Raw genomic sequence first — 17,826 nt, 5'->3', positions numbered from 1 at the left:
ACTGACCTGCGGATTTGAGTGACAAACCCATGCCAAAACGTACAGACATAAAAAGCATCCTGATTCTCGGCGCTGGCCCGATCGTGATCGGCCAGGCCTGCGAATTCGACTACTCCGGCGCCCAGGCCTGTAAAGCCCTGCGCGAAGAGGGCTACCGCGTCATCCTGGTGAACTCCAACCCGGCCACCATCATGACCGACCCGGACATGGCCGACGCCACCTACATCGAGCCGATCAAGTGGCAGACCGTTGCCAAGATCATCGAGAAAGAGCGTCCGGACGCCCTGCTGCCAACCATGGGTGGCCAGACCGCCCTGAACTGCGCACTGGACCTGGAGCGCGAAGGCGTCCTGGAGAAGTTCGGCGTAGAGATGATCGGCGCCAATGCCGACACCATCGACAAGGCTGAAGACCGTTCGCGTTTCGACAAGGCCATGAAGTCCATCGGCCTTGATTGCCCGCGTTCCGGTATCGCCCACAGCATGGAAGAGGCCAACGCGGTCCTGGAGCGCCTGGGCTTCCCGTGCATCATCCGTCCGTCCTTCACCATGGGCGGCACCGGCGGCGGTATCGCTTACAACCGTGAAGAGTTCGAAGAAATCTGCGCCCGCGGCCTGGACCTGTCTCCGACCAAAGAGCTGCTGATCGACGAATCCCTGATCGGCTGGAAAGAATATGAGATGGAGGTTGTCCGCGATAAGAAGGACAACTGCATCATCGTCTGCTCGATCGAAAACTTCGACCCGATGGGCGTGCACACCGGTGACTCGATCACCGTTGCGCCGGCACAGACCCTGACGGACAAGGAATACCAGATCATGCGTAACGCCTCGTTGGCGGTATTGCGTGAGATCGGCGTGGAAACCGGTGGCTCCAACGTCCAGTTCGGCATCTGCCCGGACACTGGCCGCATGGTTGTGATCGAGATGAACCCGCGTGTATCGCGTTCTTCGGCGCTGGCATCGAAAGCTACCGGCTTCCCGATTGCGCGCATCGCCGCCAAGCTGGCGATCGGTTACACCCTGGACGAGCTGCAGAACGAAATCACCGGCGGCGCAACACCGGCTTCCTTCGAGCCGTCGATCGATTACGTCGTCACCAAGCTGCCACGCTTCGCTTTCGAGAAATTCCCGAAAGCCGACGCCCGCCTGACCACTCAGATGAAGTCGGTTGGTGAAGTCATGGCCATCGGCCGGACCTTCCAGGAGTCCCTGCAGAAAGCCCTGCGCGGCCTGGAAGTGGGCGTTTGCGGTCTGGACGAGAAGCTCGACCTGAGCAACCCGGAAAGCATGAGCGTGCTCAAGCGCGAGCTGACCGTGCCGGGTGCCGAGCGTATCTGGTACGTGGCCGATGCTTTCCGCGCCGGCATGACCGTCGAAGACATCTTCGGCATGAACATGATCGACCCATGGTTCCTGGTACAGATCGAAGATCTGATCAAGGAAGAAGAGAAGGTCAAGACCCTCGGTCTGTCCTCCATCGACCGCGACCTGATGTTCCGCCTCAAGCGCAAAGGCTTCTCCGACATGCGTTTGGCCAAGCTGCTGGGCGTGACCGAGAAGAACCTGCGCACCCATCGCCACAAGCTGGACATCTTCCCGGTCTACAAGCGCGTTGATACCTGTGCGGCCGAGTTCGCCACCGACACTGCATACATGTACTCCACCTACGAGGAAGAGTGCGAAGCCGCGCCGTCGGGCCGCGACAAGATCATGATCCTGGGCGGCGGTCCAAACCGTATCGGCCAAGGCATCGAGTTCGATTATTGCTGCGTACACGCCGCTCTCGCCCTGCGCGAAGACGGGTACGAGACCATCATGGTCAACTGCAACCCGGAAACTGTTTCTACTGACTACGACACTTCCGACCGTCTGTACTTCGAGCCGGTAACCCTGGAAGACGTACTGGAAATCTGCCGTGTCGAGAAGCCAAAAGGCGTGATCGTCCAGTACGGCGGCCAAACCCCGTTGAAACTGGCTCGCGCACTTGAAGCTGCTGGCGTGCCGATCATCGGTACCAGCCCTGACGCTATCGACCGTGCCGAAGACCGTGAGCGCTTCCAGCAGATGGTTGAGCGCCTGAACCTGCGTCAGCCGCCAAACGCCACTGTGCGCAGCGAAGACGAAGCGATCCGCGCGGCCAGCAAGATTGGTTACCCGCTGGTGGTGCGTCCGTCCTACGTACTGGGTGGCCGGGCGATGGAAATCGTCTACGAAGAAGACGAACTCAAGCGTTACCTGCGTGATGCGGTGAAAGTGTCCAACGACAGCCCGGTGCTGCTGGACCACTTCCTCAACTGCGCTATCGAGATGGACGTGGATGCGGTCTGCGACGGCACCGACGTGGTGATCGGCGCGATCATGCAGCACATCGAACAGGCTGGCGTTCACTCCGGTGACTCCGCTTGCTCGCTGCCGCCATACTCGCTGCCTGCACACATCCAGGACGAGATGCGCGAACAGGTCAAGAAAATGGCCCTGGAGCTGGGCGTGGTCGGCCTGATGAACGTACAGTTGGCGCTGCAAGGCGAAGACATCTACGTCATCGAAGTCAACCCGCGCGCCTCGCGTACCGTGCCGTTTGTTTCCAAGTGCATCGGTGTTTCCCTGGCAATGATTGCTGCCCGTGTGATGGCCGGTAAGACCTTGAAGGAAATCGGCTTCACCAAGGAAATCATTCCGAACTTCTACAGTGTGAAAGAGGCGGTGTTCCCATTCGCCAAATTCCCTGGTGTGGACCCGATCCTGGGCCCGGAGATGAAGTCCACCGGTGAAGTGATGGGCGTGGGCGATACCTTCGGTGAAGCATTCGCCAAAGCCCAGATGGGCGCCAGCGAAGTGCTGCCTACCGGCGGTACTGCGTTCATCAGCGTGCGCGATGATGACAAGCCGCTGGTTGCAGGCGTGGCCCGTGATCTGATCAACTTGGGCTTCGAAGTCGTGGCCACTGCCGGGACCGCCAAGCTGATCGAGGCTGCCGGCCTGAAAGTGCGTCGCGTGAACAAGGTGACGGAAGGCCGTCCGCACGTGGTCGACATGATCAAGAATGACGAAGTCACCCTGATCATCAACACCACCGAAGGTCGCCAGTCGATCGCGGACTCCTACTCCATTCGTCGTAACGCCTTGCAGCACAAGATCTACTGCACCACCACCATTGCTGCTGGCGAAGCTATCTGCGAAGCGCTGAAGTTCGGTCCTGAAAAAACCGTGCGTCGCTTGCAGGATCTACACGCAGGATTGAAGGCATGATCAAATACCCAATGACCGTCCAGGGCGCAAAAGCCCTGGAAGAAGAGCACGCCCACCTGACCAAGGTCGTCCGTCCAAAGCTGAGCCAGGACATCGGTACGGCCCGGGAATTGGGTGACCTGAAGGAAAACGCTGAATACCATGCTGCCCGCGAGCAGCAAGGTATGGTCGAGGCGCGGATCCGTGACATCGAAGGCCGCCTGCAGAATTCGGTGGTTATCGACGTCACGACTATCCCGCATACCGGCAAGGTGATTTTCGGCACCACCGTGGAAATCGCCAACGTCGAGACTGACGAAAGCGTGGTGTACCACATCGTGGGTGAAGACGAGGCCGACTTCAAACTCGGCAAGATCTCCGTCGGTTCGCCGCTGGCCCGCGCCTTGATTGCCAAGGAAGAGGGTGACGTGGTGGCCGTCAAGACGCCTGGTGGCGTGATCGAGTACGAGATTGTCGAAGTTCGTCACATCTGAAAGGCGGCGCCCGCTTCGTGCGGGCGCCATGCTTTGGCAGTTTGCCCAGATGCTTTGGGTTGGCGGCCTATGGCTGTTACATATTGGTGTGCTGCCGGCGCTGGGCCTGATTGGCCTGGCACCGTTGCTGATCGATGAGGTCAGCGGATTATTAAGCGCGTTGCTGGTAGGTTTTGCAGCGGCGTGCGTGACGCTTCAGGCGCTGGTGCTGATCAAGGCCGAAGGCTTGGGGAGTCTGTGGCGGGATATTCGCGGGCAACTGCTGTTGATGGCGCTGTATGCGTGCGCAATGTTTTGCGTGGTGCGCATCTTTCTGCCGGAGGCGTTGCGCTGGCAGCTGTTCAGCTATCTTGTGCTAGGGTTTTCCGGGTTGGTGCTGGTTGTACAGCCGGCGCCAGGATGGAGTGGCAGGGCGTGCGAAGCACGCCCGTGACCCTTGTTTCACTTGAAGCGGTGTACGTTCGACAGTTGCTTGTTGGCGCTGAAGTTCTTGCGATACAGCAGCGCCATCTTGCCGATGACCTGAACCAGGTCCGCTTTGCCAGCCTTGCACAGTTCTGCAATAGCTGCCAGGCGCGCCTCGCGATCAAGGATGCTGACCTTGATCTTGATTAGCTCGTGATCGCCCAATGCGCGTTCAAGTTCGGCTAACACACCTTCAGTCAAACCGTTGTCAGCCACAATCAAAACTGGTTTCAGATGGTGGCCAATGGATTTGTACTGTTTCTTCTGCTCTTGAGTGAGCGGCATAATCTGACCCCTGCGTCTGATCTTGTAAAAAGCGGCGGCCAGTTTACCCGAGCGAGTCCGGGACCGCCCAGTTAATCACGACCCGTTTTATTTTCGAGGTGGCCCGTGGCCCGTTCCAAAACTAGCCTTAAGTGGCTGCAAGAGCATTTCAACGACCCTTACGTCAAAATGGCGCAAAAGGATGGCTACCGTTCCCGGGCCAGCTACAAACTGCTGGAGATCCAGGAGAAGGACAAGTTGATCCGTCCTGGCATGAGCGTTATCGACCTGGGTGCCGCCCCGGGTGGCTGGTCCCAGGTGACCAGTCGTCTGATTGGTGGACAAGGTCGTTTGATCGCTTCCGACATCCTGGAAATGGACAGCATCCCTGACGTGACCTTTGTTCACGGCGATTTTACCCAGGATGAAGTGCTGGCACAGATCCTTGAGGCCGTCGGAAATTCGCAGGTAGACCTTGTGATTTCCGATATGGCCCCCAATATGAGTGGATTACCGGCTGTTGATATGCCGCGAGCCATGTTCCTGTGCGAATTGGCACTGGACCTGGCAGGACGGGTACTGCGTCCGGGTGGTGACTTCCTGGTCAAGGTCTTCCAGGGTGAAGGCTTCGACGAGTATCACAAGAACATCCGCAAACTGTTCGACAAGGTACAGACACGCAAGCCTGACTCTTCCCGGGACAGGTCTCGCGAGCAGTATTTGCTGGGTCGCGGCTTCCGTGGCATTGAAGGCGCTGCCAGTGAAGAGCGTTTTTGAGAAATTTGACGGAGGCGATAGGTTTTTTTATATCGCTTTCGTCATGAAGCTTTACGAATATTGTGTAGTCAAAGTTTCACAAAGGGTTACAGACGGCGCCTGCCAGAGTTGTAGGTAATGTAGTAAGTTAGGCCGGTGAATATCATGCGAAGCACGCGCCAGTAGCGGAGCTTGCTTCAGAGGGTAGTTAATTGAACGATATGGCAAAGAATCTGATCCTGTGGTTGATCATCGCGGCTGTCCTCGTGACGGTGATGAACAACTTCTCCAGCCCTAACGAGCCGCAGACCCTCAACTATTCCGACTTCATCCAGCAAGTTAAGGATGGCAAGGTCGAGCGCGTAGCGGTTGATGGCTACGTGATTACCGGCAAGCGCAACGATGGCGACAGCTTCAAGACCATCCGTCCGGCAATCCAGGACAATGGCCTGATCGGCGACCTGGTGGATAACCACGTGGTTGTTGAAGGCAAGCAGCCTGAGCAGCAGAGCATCTGGACCCAACTCCTGGTGGCCAGCTTCCCGATACTGGTGATTATCGCCGTGTTCATGTTCTTCATGCGCCAGATGCAAGGTGGTGCGGGAGGCAAGGGCGGGCCGATGAGCTTCGGCAAGAGCAAGGCGCGCCTGCTTTCCGAAGATCAGGTGAAAACCACCCTGGCTGACGTTGCCGGTTGCGACGAAGCCAAGGAAGAAGTGGGCGAACTGGTTGAATTCCTGCGCGATCCGGGCAAGTTCCAGCGCCTGGGTGGCCGTATTCCTCGCGGTGTGCTGATGGTTGGCCCGCCAGGTACCGGTAAAACCCTGTTGGCCAAGGCCATTGCCGGCGAAGCCAAAGTACCTTTCTTCACCATTTCCGGTTCCGACTTCGTCGAAATGTTCGTCGGTGTAGGTGCCAGCCGTGTTCGCGATATGTTCGAACAGGCCAAGAAGCACGCTCCGTGCATCATCTTCATCGATGAAATCGACGCCGTTGGTCGCCATCGTGGCGCCGGCATGGGCGGCGGTCATGATGAGCGTGAGCAGACGCTTAACCAGTTGCTGGTTGAGATGGACGGCTTTGAAATGAACGACGGCATCATCGTGATCGCCGCAACCAACCGTCCAGACGTACTCGACCCCGCTTTGCTGCGTCCGGGCCGTTTTGACCGTCAGGTCGTTGTCGGGTTGCCAGACATCCGTGGTCGTGAGCAGATCCTGAAAGTGCACATGCGCAAAGTGCCAATGGGCGACGACGTGGCTCCGGCCGTGATTGCCCGTGGTACTCCAGGCTTCTCCGGTGCCGACCTTGCCAACCTGGTGAACGAGGCGTCGCTGTTTGCCGCCCGTACCGGCAAGCGCATCGTTGAAATGAAGGAGTTCGAGCTGGCGAAAGACAAGATCATGATGGGCGCCGAGCGCAAATCCATGGTCATGTCCGAGAAAGAGAAGCAGAACACCGCTTATCATGAAGCCGGTCACGCCATTGTTGGTCGCGTTGTGCCTGAGCATGACCCGGTCTACAAGGTATCGATCATTCCTCGTGGCCGGGCGCTGGGCGTCACCATGTTCCTGCCGGAAGAGGATCGCTACAGCCTCTCCAAGCGTGCCTTGATCAGCCAGATCTGCTCGCTGTATGGCGGCCGGATCGCCGAAGAGATGACCCTGGGCTTCGATGGTGTTACCACCGGTGCCTCCAACGACATCATGCGTGCCAGCCAGATTGCACGGAACATGGTGACCAAGTGGGGCCTGTCGGAGAAACTCGGTCCTTTGATGTATGCCGAGGAAGAAGGCGAAGTATTCCTGGGTCGCGGTGGTGGTGGTCAAGCTGCCAGCTTCTCCGGCGAGACAGCCAAGCTGATCGACTCCGAGGTGCGCAGCATCATTGACCAGTGCTACGGCACGGCCAAGCAGATCCTCACCGACAACCGCGACAAGCTCGACGCCATGGCTGATGCCCTGATGAAGTACGAGACCATTGATGCCGAGCAGATTGACGACATCATGGCCGGTCGTACGCCTCGCGAGCCTCGCGATTGGGAAGGTGGTTCGGGTACTTCGGGCACGCCGCCAGTGGTACAGAACGAACGCCCTGAAGCCCCGATCGGCGGCCCTGCTGCTGACCATTAAGGTTTGAAATGACTTCTGCGTTGTCCTCGACCCGGTTGCCTTGCGGCAGCCGGGTTCTTGATTTGGCCCATACACACGTTATGGGCATTCTTAATGTAACCCCTGATTCCTTTTCCGATGGTGGTCGCTTCAGTCAGCTTGATGCTGCGTTGCGCCATGCGGAAGCGATGGTGGCTGCCGGTGCGACTCTGATTGACGTCGGTGGCGAATCAACCCGGCCCGGCGCGCGCGCAGTTTCTCCCCTGGAGGAACTGGAACGGGTTGCTCCGATTGTCGAGCGCATCCATCAAGAGCTGGACGTCATCATCTCTGTCGACACCTCAACCCCTGCCGTTATGCGCGAAACTGCGCGGCTGGGTGCAGGGTTGATCAACGATGTGCGCTCTTTGCAGCGCGATGGCGCTCTGGATGCGGCCGCCGCGACGGGGCTGCCGGTTTGCCTGATGCATATGCTTGGCGAGCCGGGCACGATGCAGGACAACCCGCATTACGACAATCTGGTCGGTGAAGTGAAAGGTTTTCTTGCCGAGCGCATGGCTCAATGCGCGGCAGTGGGGATTGCTCCCGAGCGGATAATCCTCGACCCGGGATTTGGCTTTGCCAAGACCTTGCAGCACAATTTAAGCCTGTTCAAGCATATGGAATCCCTGCATGCCCTTGGTCGCCCCTTGTTGGTCGGGGTTTCGCGCAAGAGCATGATAGGTCTGGCGTTGAATCGTCCCGTGGGTGAGCGGCTGCATGGCGGCCTGGCACTTGCGGCACTTGCCGTGGTCAAGGGTGCGCGCATCTTGCGCGTGCATGACGTGGCCGAGACGATAGATGTAGTGCGGATGATCGCAGCGGTTGAATCAGCCGAATAAGAATGATGGAGCACTTATGACTAAAAAGTATTTTGGCACCGATGGCATTCGCGGTCGGGTCGGCGAATTCCCGATTACTCCCGATTTCATGCTCAAGCTGGGCTGGGCCGCCGGCATGGCGTTCCGCAGCATGGGGGCCTGCCGTATCCTGGTGGGTAAGGACACGCGTATCTCGGGTTATATGTTTGAGTCTGCGCTGGAGGCAGGTCTGTCTGCTGCCGGCGCTGATGTGATGCTGTTGGGGCCGATGCCTACGCCGGCGATCGCTTACCTGACGCGTACCTTTCATGCTGAAGCCGGTATCGTGATCAGCGCTTCGCACAATCCCCACGATGACAACGGCATCAAGTTCTTCTCGGGCCAGGGCACCAAGCTGCCGGATGAGATCGAGCACATGATCGAAGAGTTGCTGGATGCGCCGATGACCGTCGTCGAATCGAGCAAGCTGGGCAAGGTTTCGCGGATTAACGACGCTTCCGGCCGTTACATCGAGTTCTGCAAAAGCAGCGTGCCAAGCAGCACCAATTTTGCCGGGTTGAAGGTCGTCATCGACTGCGCCCACGGCGCGACGTACAAAGTCGCACCGAGTGTGTTCAAGGAGCTTGGCGGAGACGTTACTGTACTGTCGGCGCAGCCGAACGGCCTGAACATCAACGACAACTGCGGCTCAACCCACATGGGTCAGTTGCAGGCGGCTGTCCTGGCTGAGCATGCCGACTTGGGCATCGCGTTCGATGGTGATGGCGACCGCGTATTGATGGTCGATCACACTGGCGCGATCGTCGATGGCGACGACCTGTTGTTCATCATCGCCCGTGACCTGCATGAGCGTAACAAGCTGCAAGGCGGCGTCGTCGGTACCTTGATGAGCAATCTTGGCCTGGAGCTGGCCCTGGCAGATCTGGGGATCCCGTTTGTGCGCGCCAATGTCGGTGACCGCTACGTGATTGCCGACCTGCTGGAGCGTAATTGGCAGGTGGGTGGCGAAAATTCCGGTCATATCGTCTGCTTCCAGCACACGACTACCGGGGATGCGATCATTGCGGCGCTGCAGGTGCTGCTGGCGCTGCGTCGCCGTGAAGAAAGCCTGGCCCAGGCGCGGCAGGCGTTGCGCAAGTGCCCGCAAGTGCTGCTCAACGTGCGCTTTGCAGGCGGTGACAACCCTATCGAGCATCCGGCTGTCAAAGAGGCCAGTGAGCGCGTGACTGCCGCCATGGCGGGGCGTGGCCGGGTCTTGCTGCGCAAGTCGGGTACCGAGCCTTTGGTGCGTGTAATGGTCGAGGGCGAGGACGAAACACAGGTTCGCGGCTATGCCGAAGAGCTGGCAAAACTGGTAACTGAAGTTTGCGCCTGAATTCGGCTTGCCAGTGATGATGTGGTTGGGTAACATCTGCGCCCACTTTGACCGACGAGGTACAGCATGCGTCGCACTATGGTAGCTGGTAACTGGAAGATGCACGGTACCCGCGCCAGTGTCGCTGAGCTGATCAATGGCCTTCGTCATTTGGCCTTGCCTGGCGGTGTTGATGTCGCGGTATTCCCGCCTTGCTTGTATATCAATCAAGTGATTGATGGCTTGAAAGGCAAGTCGATCCAGGTCGGCGCGCAGAACTCTGCGGTGGAATCCATGCAAGGTGCGTTGACCGGTGAGATTGCACCGAGTCAGCTGGTTGATGCGGGTTGTTCCCTGGTGCTTGTTGGGCACTCCGAGCGCCGCCAGATCATGGGCGAGCGTGATGGGACACTCAATCGCAAATTCGCGGCGGCACAGGCTTGCGGCTTGGTTCCGGTGTTGTGCATAGGGGAGACCCTTGAGCAGCGTGAGTCCGGTAAAACTCTTGAGGTTGTCGGGCGTCAGCTGGGCAGCATCATCGAGGAGCTGGGAGTCGGTGCCTTTGCAAATGCAGTAATTGCTTACGAGCCGGTCTGGGCCATTGGCACCGGGCTGACTGCTTCGCCGCAACAGGCGCAGGATGTGCACGCAGCCATCCGCGCGCAGTTGGCGGCAGAGAATTCTGAGGTCGCACGAGGTGTGCGGCTTCTATACGGCGGCAGCGTGAAGGCGGCCAATGCGGTCGAACTGTTCGGCATGCCGGATATCGATGGGGGGCTCATTGGTGGGGCTTCCCTGAATGCAGATGAGTTCGGTGCGATTTGTCGCGCCGCGGGAAACTGAAAAAATGCTGGAAACAGTCATCGTTGTTTTTCATCTGCTGGGTGCACTGGGCGTAGTTGCTCTGGTTTTGCTGCAGCAGGGTAAAGGTGCGGACGCTGGTGCGTCTTTCGGGGCAGGTGCTTCAAATACTGTGTTCGGAAGCCAAGGTTCCTCTACCTTTCTTAGTAAGTTTACTGCTATACTTGCCGCCGGTTTCTTCATAACCAGCTTGGGGTTAGGTTACTTTGCTAAAGAGAAAGCTCATGTGCTGACTCAAGTAGGTCTCCCAAACCCGGCAGTGTTGGAAGTACCAAAAGCAAAACCGGCTTCTGATGATGTCCCGGTGCTTCAAGAGCAAAAGTCGGCTACTCCAGCGACTGACGTACCTCCAGCTCAAGAGCAGAAGTAAGAAGGTTGTAAACGCTGTATTGCCGAGGTGGTGGAATTGGTAGACACGCAACCTTGAGGTGGTTGTGCCCATAGGGTGTAGGGGTTCGAGTCCCCTTCTCGGTACCAATTATCAGGAGAGCCCGCTGTTGCGGGCTTTCTTGTAGGTGGAAGGTTACATTGACCCTGTAAGGGATCGGTCGTATACTTCCGCCCCAGCTTTGTCGCGGGGTGGAGCAGTCTGGTAGCTCGTCGGGCTCATAACCCGAAGGTCGTCGGTTCAAATCCGGCCCCCGCAACCAGTTTTAGCGGAGCCCCTTTTAAGGGGCTTTTTGTTAGCTGGACACTTTCAACGCCGCTGTTCGACGGCGTTTCAAGGATGGGCGTTTCGCCCATTTTTTTATTTTGCACAGCATGCACATACATGCACGAGGGGGTTCAGGTGTCGAGCAAGCTAGAAGAGTTGCAGGCCTTGTTGGCCCCGGTGGTCGTGGCCCTAGGCTATGAATGCTGGGGTATTGAGTTTTCGGCTCAAGGTCGCCACTCAATGTTGCGCGTTTATATCGATAAAGAGGGCGGCGTGCTGGTGGACGATTGTGCCATTGTCAGCCGTCAGATCAGCGGTGTCCTGGATGTTGAAGATCCGATCTCCGTTGAATACACCCTCGAAGTTTCCTCGCCTGGCATGGAACGCCCACTGTTCACTATTGATCAGTTTGCAAAATTTGCCGGTGAACAAGTGAAGATCAAGCTGCGCTCTCCCTTTGAAGGGCGACGCAACTTTCAGGGCCTTCTGCGCGGTGTAGAAGAGCAGGACGTCGTGGTGCAGGTAGAAGACCATGAGTTCCTGTTGCCGATCGATATGATCGACAAGGCCAACATTATTCCCAGTTTTGACTGAGACGCGGATCCCGCGGATCCAATGGCTTGCGAAAGGCGAGGCGTACGATGAGCAAAGAAGTACTGCTGGTTGTTGAGTCGGTATCCAATGAAAAGGGCGTACCGGCAAACGTGATTTTTGAAGCGCTGGAGCTGGCCCTGGCCACTGCTACCAAAAAGCGTTTTGAAGACGAAGTTGATCTGCGTGTGGAAATCAACCGCCACACCGGTGCCTACGAGACTTTCCGTCGCTGGACGGTCGTCGAAGAAGCCGATCTTGATGATCCGGCCATCGAAACCTGGCCGAGCAAGGTTGCTGAAACGCATCCGGGCGCCCAGGTCGGTGATGTCGTCGAAGAAAAGATCGAATCCATCGAGTTCGGCCGCATCGCTGCACAGACTGCCAAGCAAGTCATCGTGCAGAAGGTCCGCGAAGCCGAGCGCGCTCAAGTCGTTGACGCTTACCGCGAGCGCCTGGGGGAAATCATCTCCGGCACCGTGAAAAAAGTCACCCGCGACAACGTGATCGTCGACCTGGGTAACAACGCTGAAGCGTTGCTGGCCCGCGAAGACATCATTTCCCGCGAAACTTTCCGGGTTGGCGTGCGCTTGCGTGCGCTGCTCAAGGAAATCCGCACCGAGAACCGCGGCCCTCAGTTGATCCTGTCGCGTACCGCGCCGGAAATGCTGATCGAGCTGTTCCGCATCGAAGTGCCGGAAATTGCCGAAGGCCTGATCGAAGTCATGGCTGCGTCCCGCGATCCGGGTTCGCGCGCCAAGATCGCGGTCCGCTCCAAGGACAAACGCATCGACCCGCAAGGTGCTTGCATTGGTATGCGCGGTTCGCGCGTCCAGGCAGTGTCGGGCGAATTGGGTGGTGAGCGTGTGGACATCGTCCTGTGGGACGATAACCCGGCGCAGTTCGTGATCAACGCAATGTCGCCTGCTGAAGTGGCGGCAATTATCGTTGACGAGGATGCCCATGCAATGGACATCGCCGTTGGCGCAGACAATCTGGCTCAGGCCATCGGTCGCGGTGGTCAGAACGTACGTTTGGCCAGCCAGTTGACCGGCTGGACCCTGAACGTGATGACCGAATCGGACATCCAGGCTAAGCAGCAAGCAGAAACCGGTGACATCCTGCGCAACTTCATCGACGAGCTGGAAGTCGACGAAGACCTGGCACAGGTGCTGGTAGATGAAGGCTTCACCAGCCTGGAAGAGATTGCCTACGTACCGTTGGAAGAAATGCTCAACATCGACGGCTTTGACGAAGACACCGTCAACGAGCTTCGCGCTCGGGCCAAGGATCGTTTGTTGACTAAAGCCATCGCTACTGAGGAAAAGCTGGCAGACGCCCATCCGGCCGAAGACCTGCTCTCGCTTGAGGGTATGGACAAGGATTTGGCGATGGAACTGGCGGTGCGCGGCGTAATTACCCGCGAAGACCTGGCCGAGCAGTCTATTGACGACCTGCTCGACATCGACGGCATTGACGATGATCGTGCCGGCAAGTTGATCATGGCCGCCCGAGCCCATTGGTTCGAGTAATTAGGCGCGGCCTGAGGAGAGAAGTGCATGACGCAAGTCACGGTGAAACAACTGGCCGATGAGGTCAAAACACCGGTAGAGCGCCTGTTGCAGCAGATGCGTGAGGCAGGTCTGCCGCACACCGCCGCCGACGAAGGTGTGAGCGATAGTGAGAAGCAGTCTTTGCTGACTCACTTGAAGAGCAGCCACAAGGCGAAAGTGGAAGAACCGCGCAAGATTACATTGCAGCGCAAAACCACCAGCACCCTGCGTGTTGCTGGCAGCAAGAGCATCAGCGTTGAAGTACGCAAGAAGAAAGTCTTCGTACAGCGCAGCCCGGAAGAAATCGAAGCCGAGCGCAAACGCGAACTGGAAGAACGTCGCGCAGTAGAAAATGCTGCTCGTCAGAAGGCTGAAGAAGAAGCCAAGCGTCGCGCCGAAGAAGAAGCGCGTCGCCAGCCTGCTGCTGCGCAACCTGCTAACACTGAGGCCGTTGCTGCGCCTAGCGCGCCTGTTGAAGCTGTTCGTGAGGCCGCTCCGGTTGCCGCCGCGCCAGCTCCTGCAGCCGACGCTCGCAAACGCGAAGAACCTCGCCGCCCGGACAAACCACGTGCCGACGATAACAATCGTCGTGGCAGTGGCGATGGTGAGCGCAAAAACGCTCCACATCGTGCTTCGGTCAAAGAGAAGGCGCCAGCGCCACGCGTTGCCCCACGTACTACCGACGAAGAAAGCGACAGCTTCCGTCGCGGTGGTCGCGGCAAGGCCAAGCTGAAGAAGCGCAACGCCCACGGTTTCCAGAGCCCAACCGGCCCTGTCGTGCGTGATGTGCAGATCGGCGAGACCATCACTGTTGGCGATCTTGCCAATCAGATGTCGGTCAAGGCTGCTGAAATCATCAAGTTCATGTTCAAACTGGGTACCCCAGCGACCATCAACCAGGTACTGGACCAGGAAACTGCCCAACTGGTTGCTGAAGAGCTGGGCCACAAAGTGACCCTGGTCAGCGACACCGCCCTGGAAGATTCCCTGGCTGAGTCCCTGAAGTTTGAAGGCGAGACTTTCTCCCGTGCGCCAGTCGTGACCGTAATGGGCCACGTTGACCATGGTAAGACCTCGCTGCTCGACTATATCCGTCGTGCCAAGGTAGCTGCAGGCGAGGCCGGCGGCATCACCCAGCACATCGGTGCATACCACGTTGAAACCGAACGCGGCATGGTCACCTTCCTCGACACCCCTGGTCACGCCGCGTTTACCGCCATGCGTGCCCGTGGTGCCAAGGCGACTGACATCGTGATCCTGGTAGTTGCAGCGGACGACGGCGTAATGCCGCAGACCATTGAAGCTGTCCAGCACGCTAAAGCCGCTGGTGTTCCTCTGGTTGTTGCAGTGAACAAAATCGACAAGCCGGGCGCCGATCTCGATCGCATCCGTAGCGAACTGTCGGTTCACGGCGTGACTTCCGAAGAGTGGGGCGGTGATACGCCATTCGTTTCGGTTTCGGCGAAAGTCGGTACCGGTGTAGACGAACTGCTCGAAGCTGTCCTGCTGCAAGCCGAAGTTCTTGAACTGAAAGCAACTCCATCGGCCCCGGGTCGTGGTGTTGTGGTTGAATCGCGTCTCGACAAGGGTCGTGGCCCGGTTGCAACCGTTCTGGTTCAAGACGGTACCCTGCGCCAAGGCGACATGGTTCTGGTCGGTTCGAACTATGGCCGTGTACGTGCCATGCTCGACGAGAACGGCAAGCCAATCAAGGAAGCCGGTCCTTCCATCCCTGTCGAGATCCTCGGCCTGGACGGTACCCCGGACGCTGGCGACGAGATGAGCGTGCTGTCGGACGAGAAGAAAGCCCGTGAAGTGGCTCTGTTCCGTCAAGGCAAGTTCCGCGAAGTCAAGCTGGCCCGTGCTCACGCCGGCAAGCTGGAAAACATCTTCGAGAACATGGGCCAGGCAGAGAAGAAGACGCTTAACATCGTCCTCAAATCTGACGTTCGTGGTTCCCTCGAAGCGTTGAACGGCGCCTTGAATGGCCTGGGTAACGACGAAGTGCAAGTGCGTGTGGTCGGCGGCGGTGTCGGTGGTATCACCGAATCCGATGCCAACCTGGCGCTGGCCTCCAACGCTGTACTGTTCGGCTTCAACGTGCGTGCCGATGCTGGCGCACGGAAGATCGTCGAGCAGGAAGGCCTGGACATGCGTTACTACAACGTCATTTACGACATCATCGAAGACGTCAAGAAAGCCCTCACCGGCATGCTTGGCAGCGACGTCCGGGAGAACATCCTGGGTGTGGCCGAGGTGCGTGACGTGTTCCGCTCGCCGAAATTCGGCGCGATCGCCGGTTGCATGGTTATCGAAGGTGTTGTGCACCGTAACCGTCCAATCCGTGTACTGCGTGAAGACATCGTTATCTTCGAAGGCGAGCTGGAATCCCTGCGCCGCTTCAAGGATGACGCTTCCGAAGTACGTGCCGGCATGGAATGCGGTATTGGCGTCAAGAGCTACAACGACGTCAAGGCGGGTGACAAGATCGAAGTCTACGAGAAGGTCCAGGTTGCTCGCAGCCTCTAACTCGCGTACTTCAAGGGCCACGCAGCGCCCGGGCATGCAAATGCCTGGCGCTGTGTCCGGACTCTAAACGCAACGCCCGGTCTGGCTTTTGTCAGGCCGGGCGTTTGCCGCTTTCAGACCCCACGGGTTTCACCGTGTGGCAGCAACAGGTAACAAGACATGGCAAAAGAATACAGCCGTACCCAACGTATCGGCGATCAGATGCAGCGTGAGCTGGCACAGCTGATCCGTCGTGAAGTAAAAGACCCACGTGTTGGCCTAGTCACCATCACCGCCGTTGAAGTCAGCCGTGACGTTGGTCACGCCAAGATCTTCATCACCGTGATGGGCCAGGACAACAGCGAAGAAATCGCGCAAAGCATCAAGGTGCTCAACTCCGCCGCAGGTTTCCTGCGTATGCAGTTGGCCCGTGAAATGAAGCTGCGCAGCGTTCCTCAGTTGCACTTCCACTACGACGAAAGTGTCGTGCGTGGCGCGCACCTGTCGGCACTGATCGAGCGGGCCGTGGCTGAAGACAATCAGCACCCGGAATCCGCCACGCCTGAAGACGCCAAGGAGTAATCGGTGGCTCAGGTCAAACGTATCCGTCGTAATGTCAGCGGCATCATTCTGCTCGACAAGCCCATTGGCTTTACCTCCAATGCGGCGTTGCAGAAGGTTCGCTGGCTGCTCAATGCCGAGAAGGCAGGGCACACCGGCAGCCTCGACCCCTTGGCCACCGGCGTGTTGCCGTTGTGCTTCGGCGAGGCCACCAAGTTTTCGCAATACCTGCTCGATTCCGACAAGGGCTACGAGACCCTGATGCAACTGGGCAAGACCACCACCACGGCAGACGCCGAAGGTGATGTTTTGCAGGTTCGCGAGGTGACCGTTGGTCGTGCTGATATCGAAGCTGCCTTACCTGCTTTTCGTGGGCAAATCAGTCAGATACCGCCGATGTACTCGGCTCTCAAGCGTGATGGCCAGCCTCTTTACAAGCTGGCACGTGCAGGGGAAGTGGTGGAGCGCGAACCGCGTTCTGTTACTATTGCGCGCTTGGAATTGCTCGCCGCTGAAGGCGACACTGCCCGGTTGGCGGTGGACTGCAGCAAAGGCACCTATATCCGCACCCTCGTGGAAGATATCGGTGAGCAACTAGGCTGTGGCGCATACGTTGCAGAACTGCGACGCACCCAGGCAGGCCCTTTCACCCTGGCCCAGACGGTCACGCTAGAAGAGCTGGAAGCAGTGCATGCCGAAGGCGGCAACGAAGCGGTTGATCGCTTCCTGATGCCATCGGACAGCGGTTTACTGGATTGGCCATTGCTGCACTTCTCGGAGCACAGCGCGTTCTACTGGCTTAACGGCCAGCCGGTACGTGCACCGGATGCCCCGAAGTTCGGCATGGTGCGGGTACAAGATCACAACGGTCGCTTTATCGGTATCGGTGAAGTGAGCGAAGACGGGCGCATCGCGCCGCGTCGACTGATTCGGTCAGAATGACCGAAACCAGTTTGTGGTAAAAGCGCAGTAGCTTTTACTCAAACTGGAACGAGGGTGGCTGTTAGCAGGCATGGTCACTACTCATTTTTAGATACAGGGATTTGTCCCTGGCCTGTTGAAACTGCCCTTTGGGTGGTTTCCTGAAAAAAGGATTGCCTCATGGCTCTCGACGTTCAAGAAAAAGCACAAATCGTTGCTGACTATCAGCAAGCTGTTGGTGACACTGGTTCGCCAGAAGTGCAAGTTGCACTGCTGACCCACAACATCAACAAGCTGCAAGGTCACTTCAAGGCCAACGGTAAAGATCACCACTCCCGTCGTGGTCTGATCCGCATGGTAAACCAGCGCCGTAAGCTGCTGGACTACCTGAAAGGCAAGGATCTGGGTCGTTATCAGACTCTGATCGGTCGCCTGGGTCTGCGTCGCTAATAAGCGATTGCGCTAGAGGTTGGTTGGCTGTCGTGTGTCAGTGGGTTTCCCGCTGGCCCATGGCAGGCTTCCAGCCTCAAGTTTTATCTGGATACACGTTTTACCCTGGACAGGCGTTGGGCCGATTCCCGACATTGCCCAAGAATTTCGCAAGAAGACAAGTTCCCCAAGAGCCACAAAGAAGGTAGGACA

At 58.0% G+C, this 17,826-nt stretch carries 16 protein-coding genes and 2 tRNA genes; 17 read left to right on the top strand and 1 reads right to left on the bottom strand.

Going from position 1 to position 17,826, the window contains the following annotated elements:
* The first annotated feature begins 29 nt into the window (after positions 1-29).
* From carB to HX811_RS19350, 3 genes are read left to right on the top strand one after another with little or no spacing between them, the layout of a single operon-like run.
* Entirely contained in the window at positions 30-3,251 is a 3,222-nt protein-coding gene (gene carB / locus HX811_RS19360; protein WP_003212212.1) for a carbamoyl-phosphate synthase large subunit, read from the top strand.
* On the top strand, positions 3,248-3,724 hold the full coding sequence (greA, locus tag HX811_RS19355; protein WP_003212209.1) for a transcription elongation factor GreA: 477 nt from the start codon (positions 3,248-3,250) through the stop codon (positions 3,722-3,724). Before carB ends, greA begins: the two co-directional genes overlap by 4 nt.
* 28 nt (positions 3,725-3,752) lie before the next feature.
* Complete coding sequence (locus HX811_RS19350) at positions 3,753-4,157, top strand: hypothetical protein (RefSeq protein WP_003212207.1); 405 nt, start codon at positions 3,753-3,755, stop codon at positions 4,155-4,157.
* An 8-nt stretch (positions 4,158-4,165) separates the two neighbouring features.
* Here HX811_RS19350 and yhbY read toward each other — a convergent pair whose 3' ends face one another.
* Positions 4,166-4,474: a ribosome assembly RNA-binding protein YhbY gene (yhbY, locus tag HX811_RS19345; RefSeq protein WP_003212205.1), complete on the bottom strand. Its 309-nt coding sequence runs from the start codon at positions 4,472-4,474 to the stop codon at positions 4,166-4,168.
* Positions 4,475-4,579: 105 nt separating this feature from the next.
* Here yhbY and rlmE point away from each other — a divergent pair, with 105 nt between their 5' ends.
* From rlmE to rpsO, 14 genes are all read left to right on the top strand, one after another.
* Positions 4,580-5,230 carry a 23S rRNA (uridine(2552)-2'-O)-methyltransferase RlmE gene (gene rlmE / locus HX811_RS19340; protein WP_003212203.1) on the top strand — a complete coding sequence of 217 codons (651 nt, stop codon included), beginning with the start codon at positions 4,580-4,582 and terminating at the stop codon, positions 5,228-5,230.
* A gap of 200 nt (positions 5,231-5,430) precedes the next feature.
* Complete coding sequence (gene ftsH, locus HX811_RS19335; protein ID WP_008436840.1) at positions 5,431-7,341, top strand: ATP-dependent zinc metalloprotease FtsH; 1,911 nt, start codon at positions 5,431-5,433, stop codon at positions 7,339-7,341.
* A gap of 8 nt (positions 7,342-7,349) precedes the next feature.
* Positions 7,350-8,201 (top strand): dihydropteroate synthase, encoded by an 852-nt coding sequence (folP, locus tag HX811_RS19330; RefSeq protein WP_177046921.1) that lies wholly within the window; start codon positions 7,350-7,352, stop codon positions 8,199-8,201.
* 16 nt (positions 8,202-8,217) lie between these two features.
* The gene (gene glmM / locus HX811_RS19325) at positions 8,218-9,555 is read left to right on the top strand and encodes a phosphoglucosamine mutase (RefSeq protein ID WP_177046918.1); all 1,338 of its coding nucleotides are present in this window, start codon (positions 8,218-8,220) and stop codon (positions 9,553-9,555) included.
* 66 nt (positions 9,556-9,621) lie between these two features.
* Positions 9,622-10,377 carry a triose-phosphate isomerase gene (gene tpiA, locus HX811_RS19320; protein ID WP_008436843.1) on the top strand — a complete coding sequence of 252 codons (756 nt, stop codon included), beginning with the start codon at positions 9,622-9,624 and terminating at the stop codon, positions 10,375-10,377.
* A gap of 4 nt (positions 10,378-10,381) precedes the next feature.
* Positions 10,382-10,765 carry a preprotein translocase subunit SecG gene (gene secG / locus HX811_RS19315; RefSeq protein ID WP_026078118.1) on the top strand — a complete coding sequence of 128 codons (384 nt, stop codon included), beginning with the start codon at positions 10,382-10,384 and terminating at the stop codon, positions 10,763-10,765.
* Positions 10,766-10,786: 21 nt separating this feature from the next.
* Positions 10,787-10,872: transfer RNA gene (locus HX811_RS19310), tRNA-Leu, on the top strand.
* A gap of 96 nt (positions 10,873-10,968) precedes the next feature.
* Positions 10,969-11,045: transfer RNA gene (locus HX811_RS19305), tRNA-Met, on the top strand.
* Between the two features lie 140 nt (positions 11,046-11,185).
* A complete protein-coding gene (gene rimP, locus HX811_RS19300; protein ID WP_003235029.1) occupies positions 11,186-11,644 on the top strand; it encodes a ribosome maturation factor RimP in 459 nt (152 codons plus the stop codon).
* A gap of 47 nt (positions 11,645-11,691) precedes the next feature.
* Positions 11,692-13,173 carry a transcription termination factor NusA gene (nusA, locus tag HX811_RS19295; protein ID WP_003212187.1) on the top strand — a complete coding sequence of 494 codons (1,482 nt, stop codon included), beginning with the start codon at positions 11,692-11,694 and terminating at the stop codon, positions 13,171-13,173.
* A gap of 27 nt (positions 13,174-13,200) precedes the next feature.
* Positions 13,201-15,723: a translation initiation factor IF-2 gene (gene infB, locus HX811_RS19290; protein WP_003212186.1), complete on the top strand. Its 2,523-nt coding sequence runs from the start codon at positions 13,201-13,203 to the stop codon at positions 15,721-15,723.
* Between the two features lie 159 nt (positions 15,724-15,882).
* The gene (rbfA, locus tag HX811_RS19285; RefSeq protein WP_003212184.1) at positions 15,883-16,284 is read left to right on the top strand and encodes a 30S ribosome-binding factor RbfA; all 402 of its coding nucleotides are present in this window, start codon (positions 15,883-15,885) and stop codon (positions 16,282-16,284) included.
* A gap of 3 nt (positions 16,285-16,287) precedes the next feature.
* Complete coding sequence (gene truB, locus HX811_RS19280; protein ID WP_003212182.1) at positions 16,288-17,205, top strand: tRNA pseudouridine(55) synthase TruB; 918 nt, start codon at positions 16,288-16,290, stop codon at positions 17,203-17,205.
* Between the two features lie 159 nt (positions 17,206-17,364).
* Complete coding sequence (gene rpsO / locus HX811_RS19275; protein WP_003177875.1) at positions 17,365-17,634, top strand: 30S ribosomal protein S15; 270 nt, start codon at positions 17,365-17,367, stop codon at positions 17,632-17,634.
* The last annotated feature ends 192 nt before the right edge of the window (positions 17,635-17,826 follow it).

The sequence above is a fragment of the Pseudomonas sp. F8002 genome, from assembly GCF_013385495.1.
Classification (GTDB): Bacteria; Pseudomonadota; Gammaproteobacteria; order Pseudomonadales; family Pseudomonadaceae; genus Aquipseudomonas.
The sequence above is the reverse complement of the archived record's forward strand: the minus strand, read 5'-3'. Positions and strand labels throughout refer to the sequence as shown.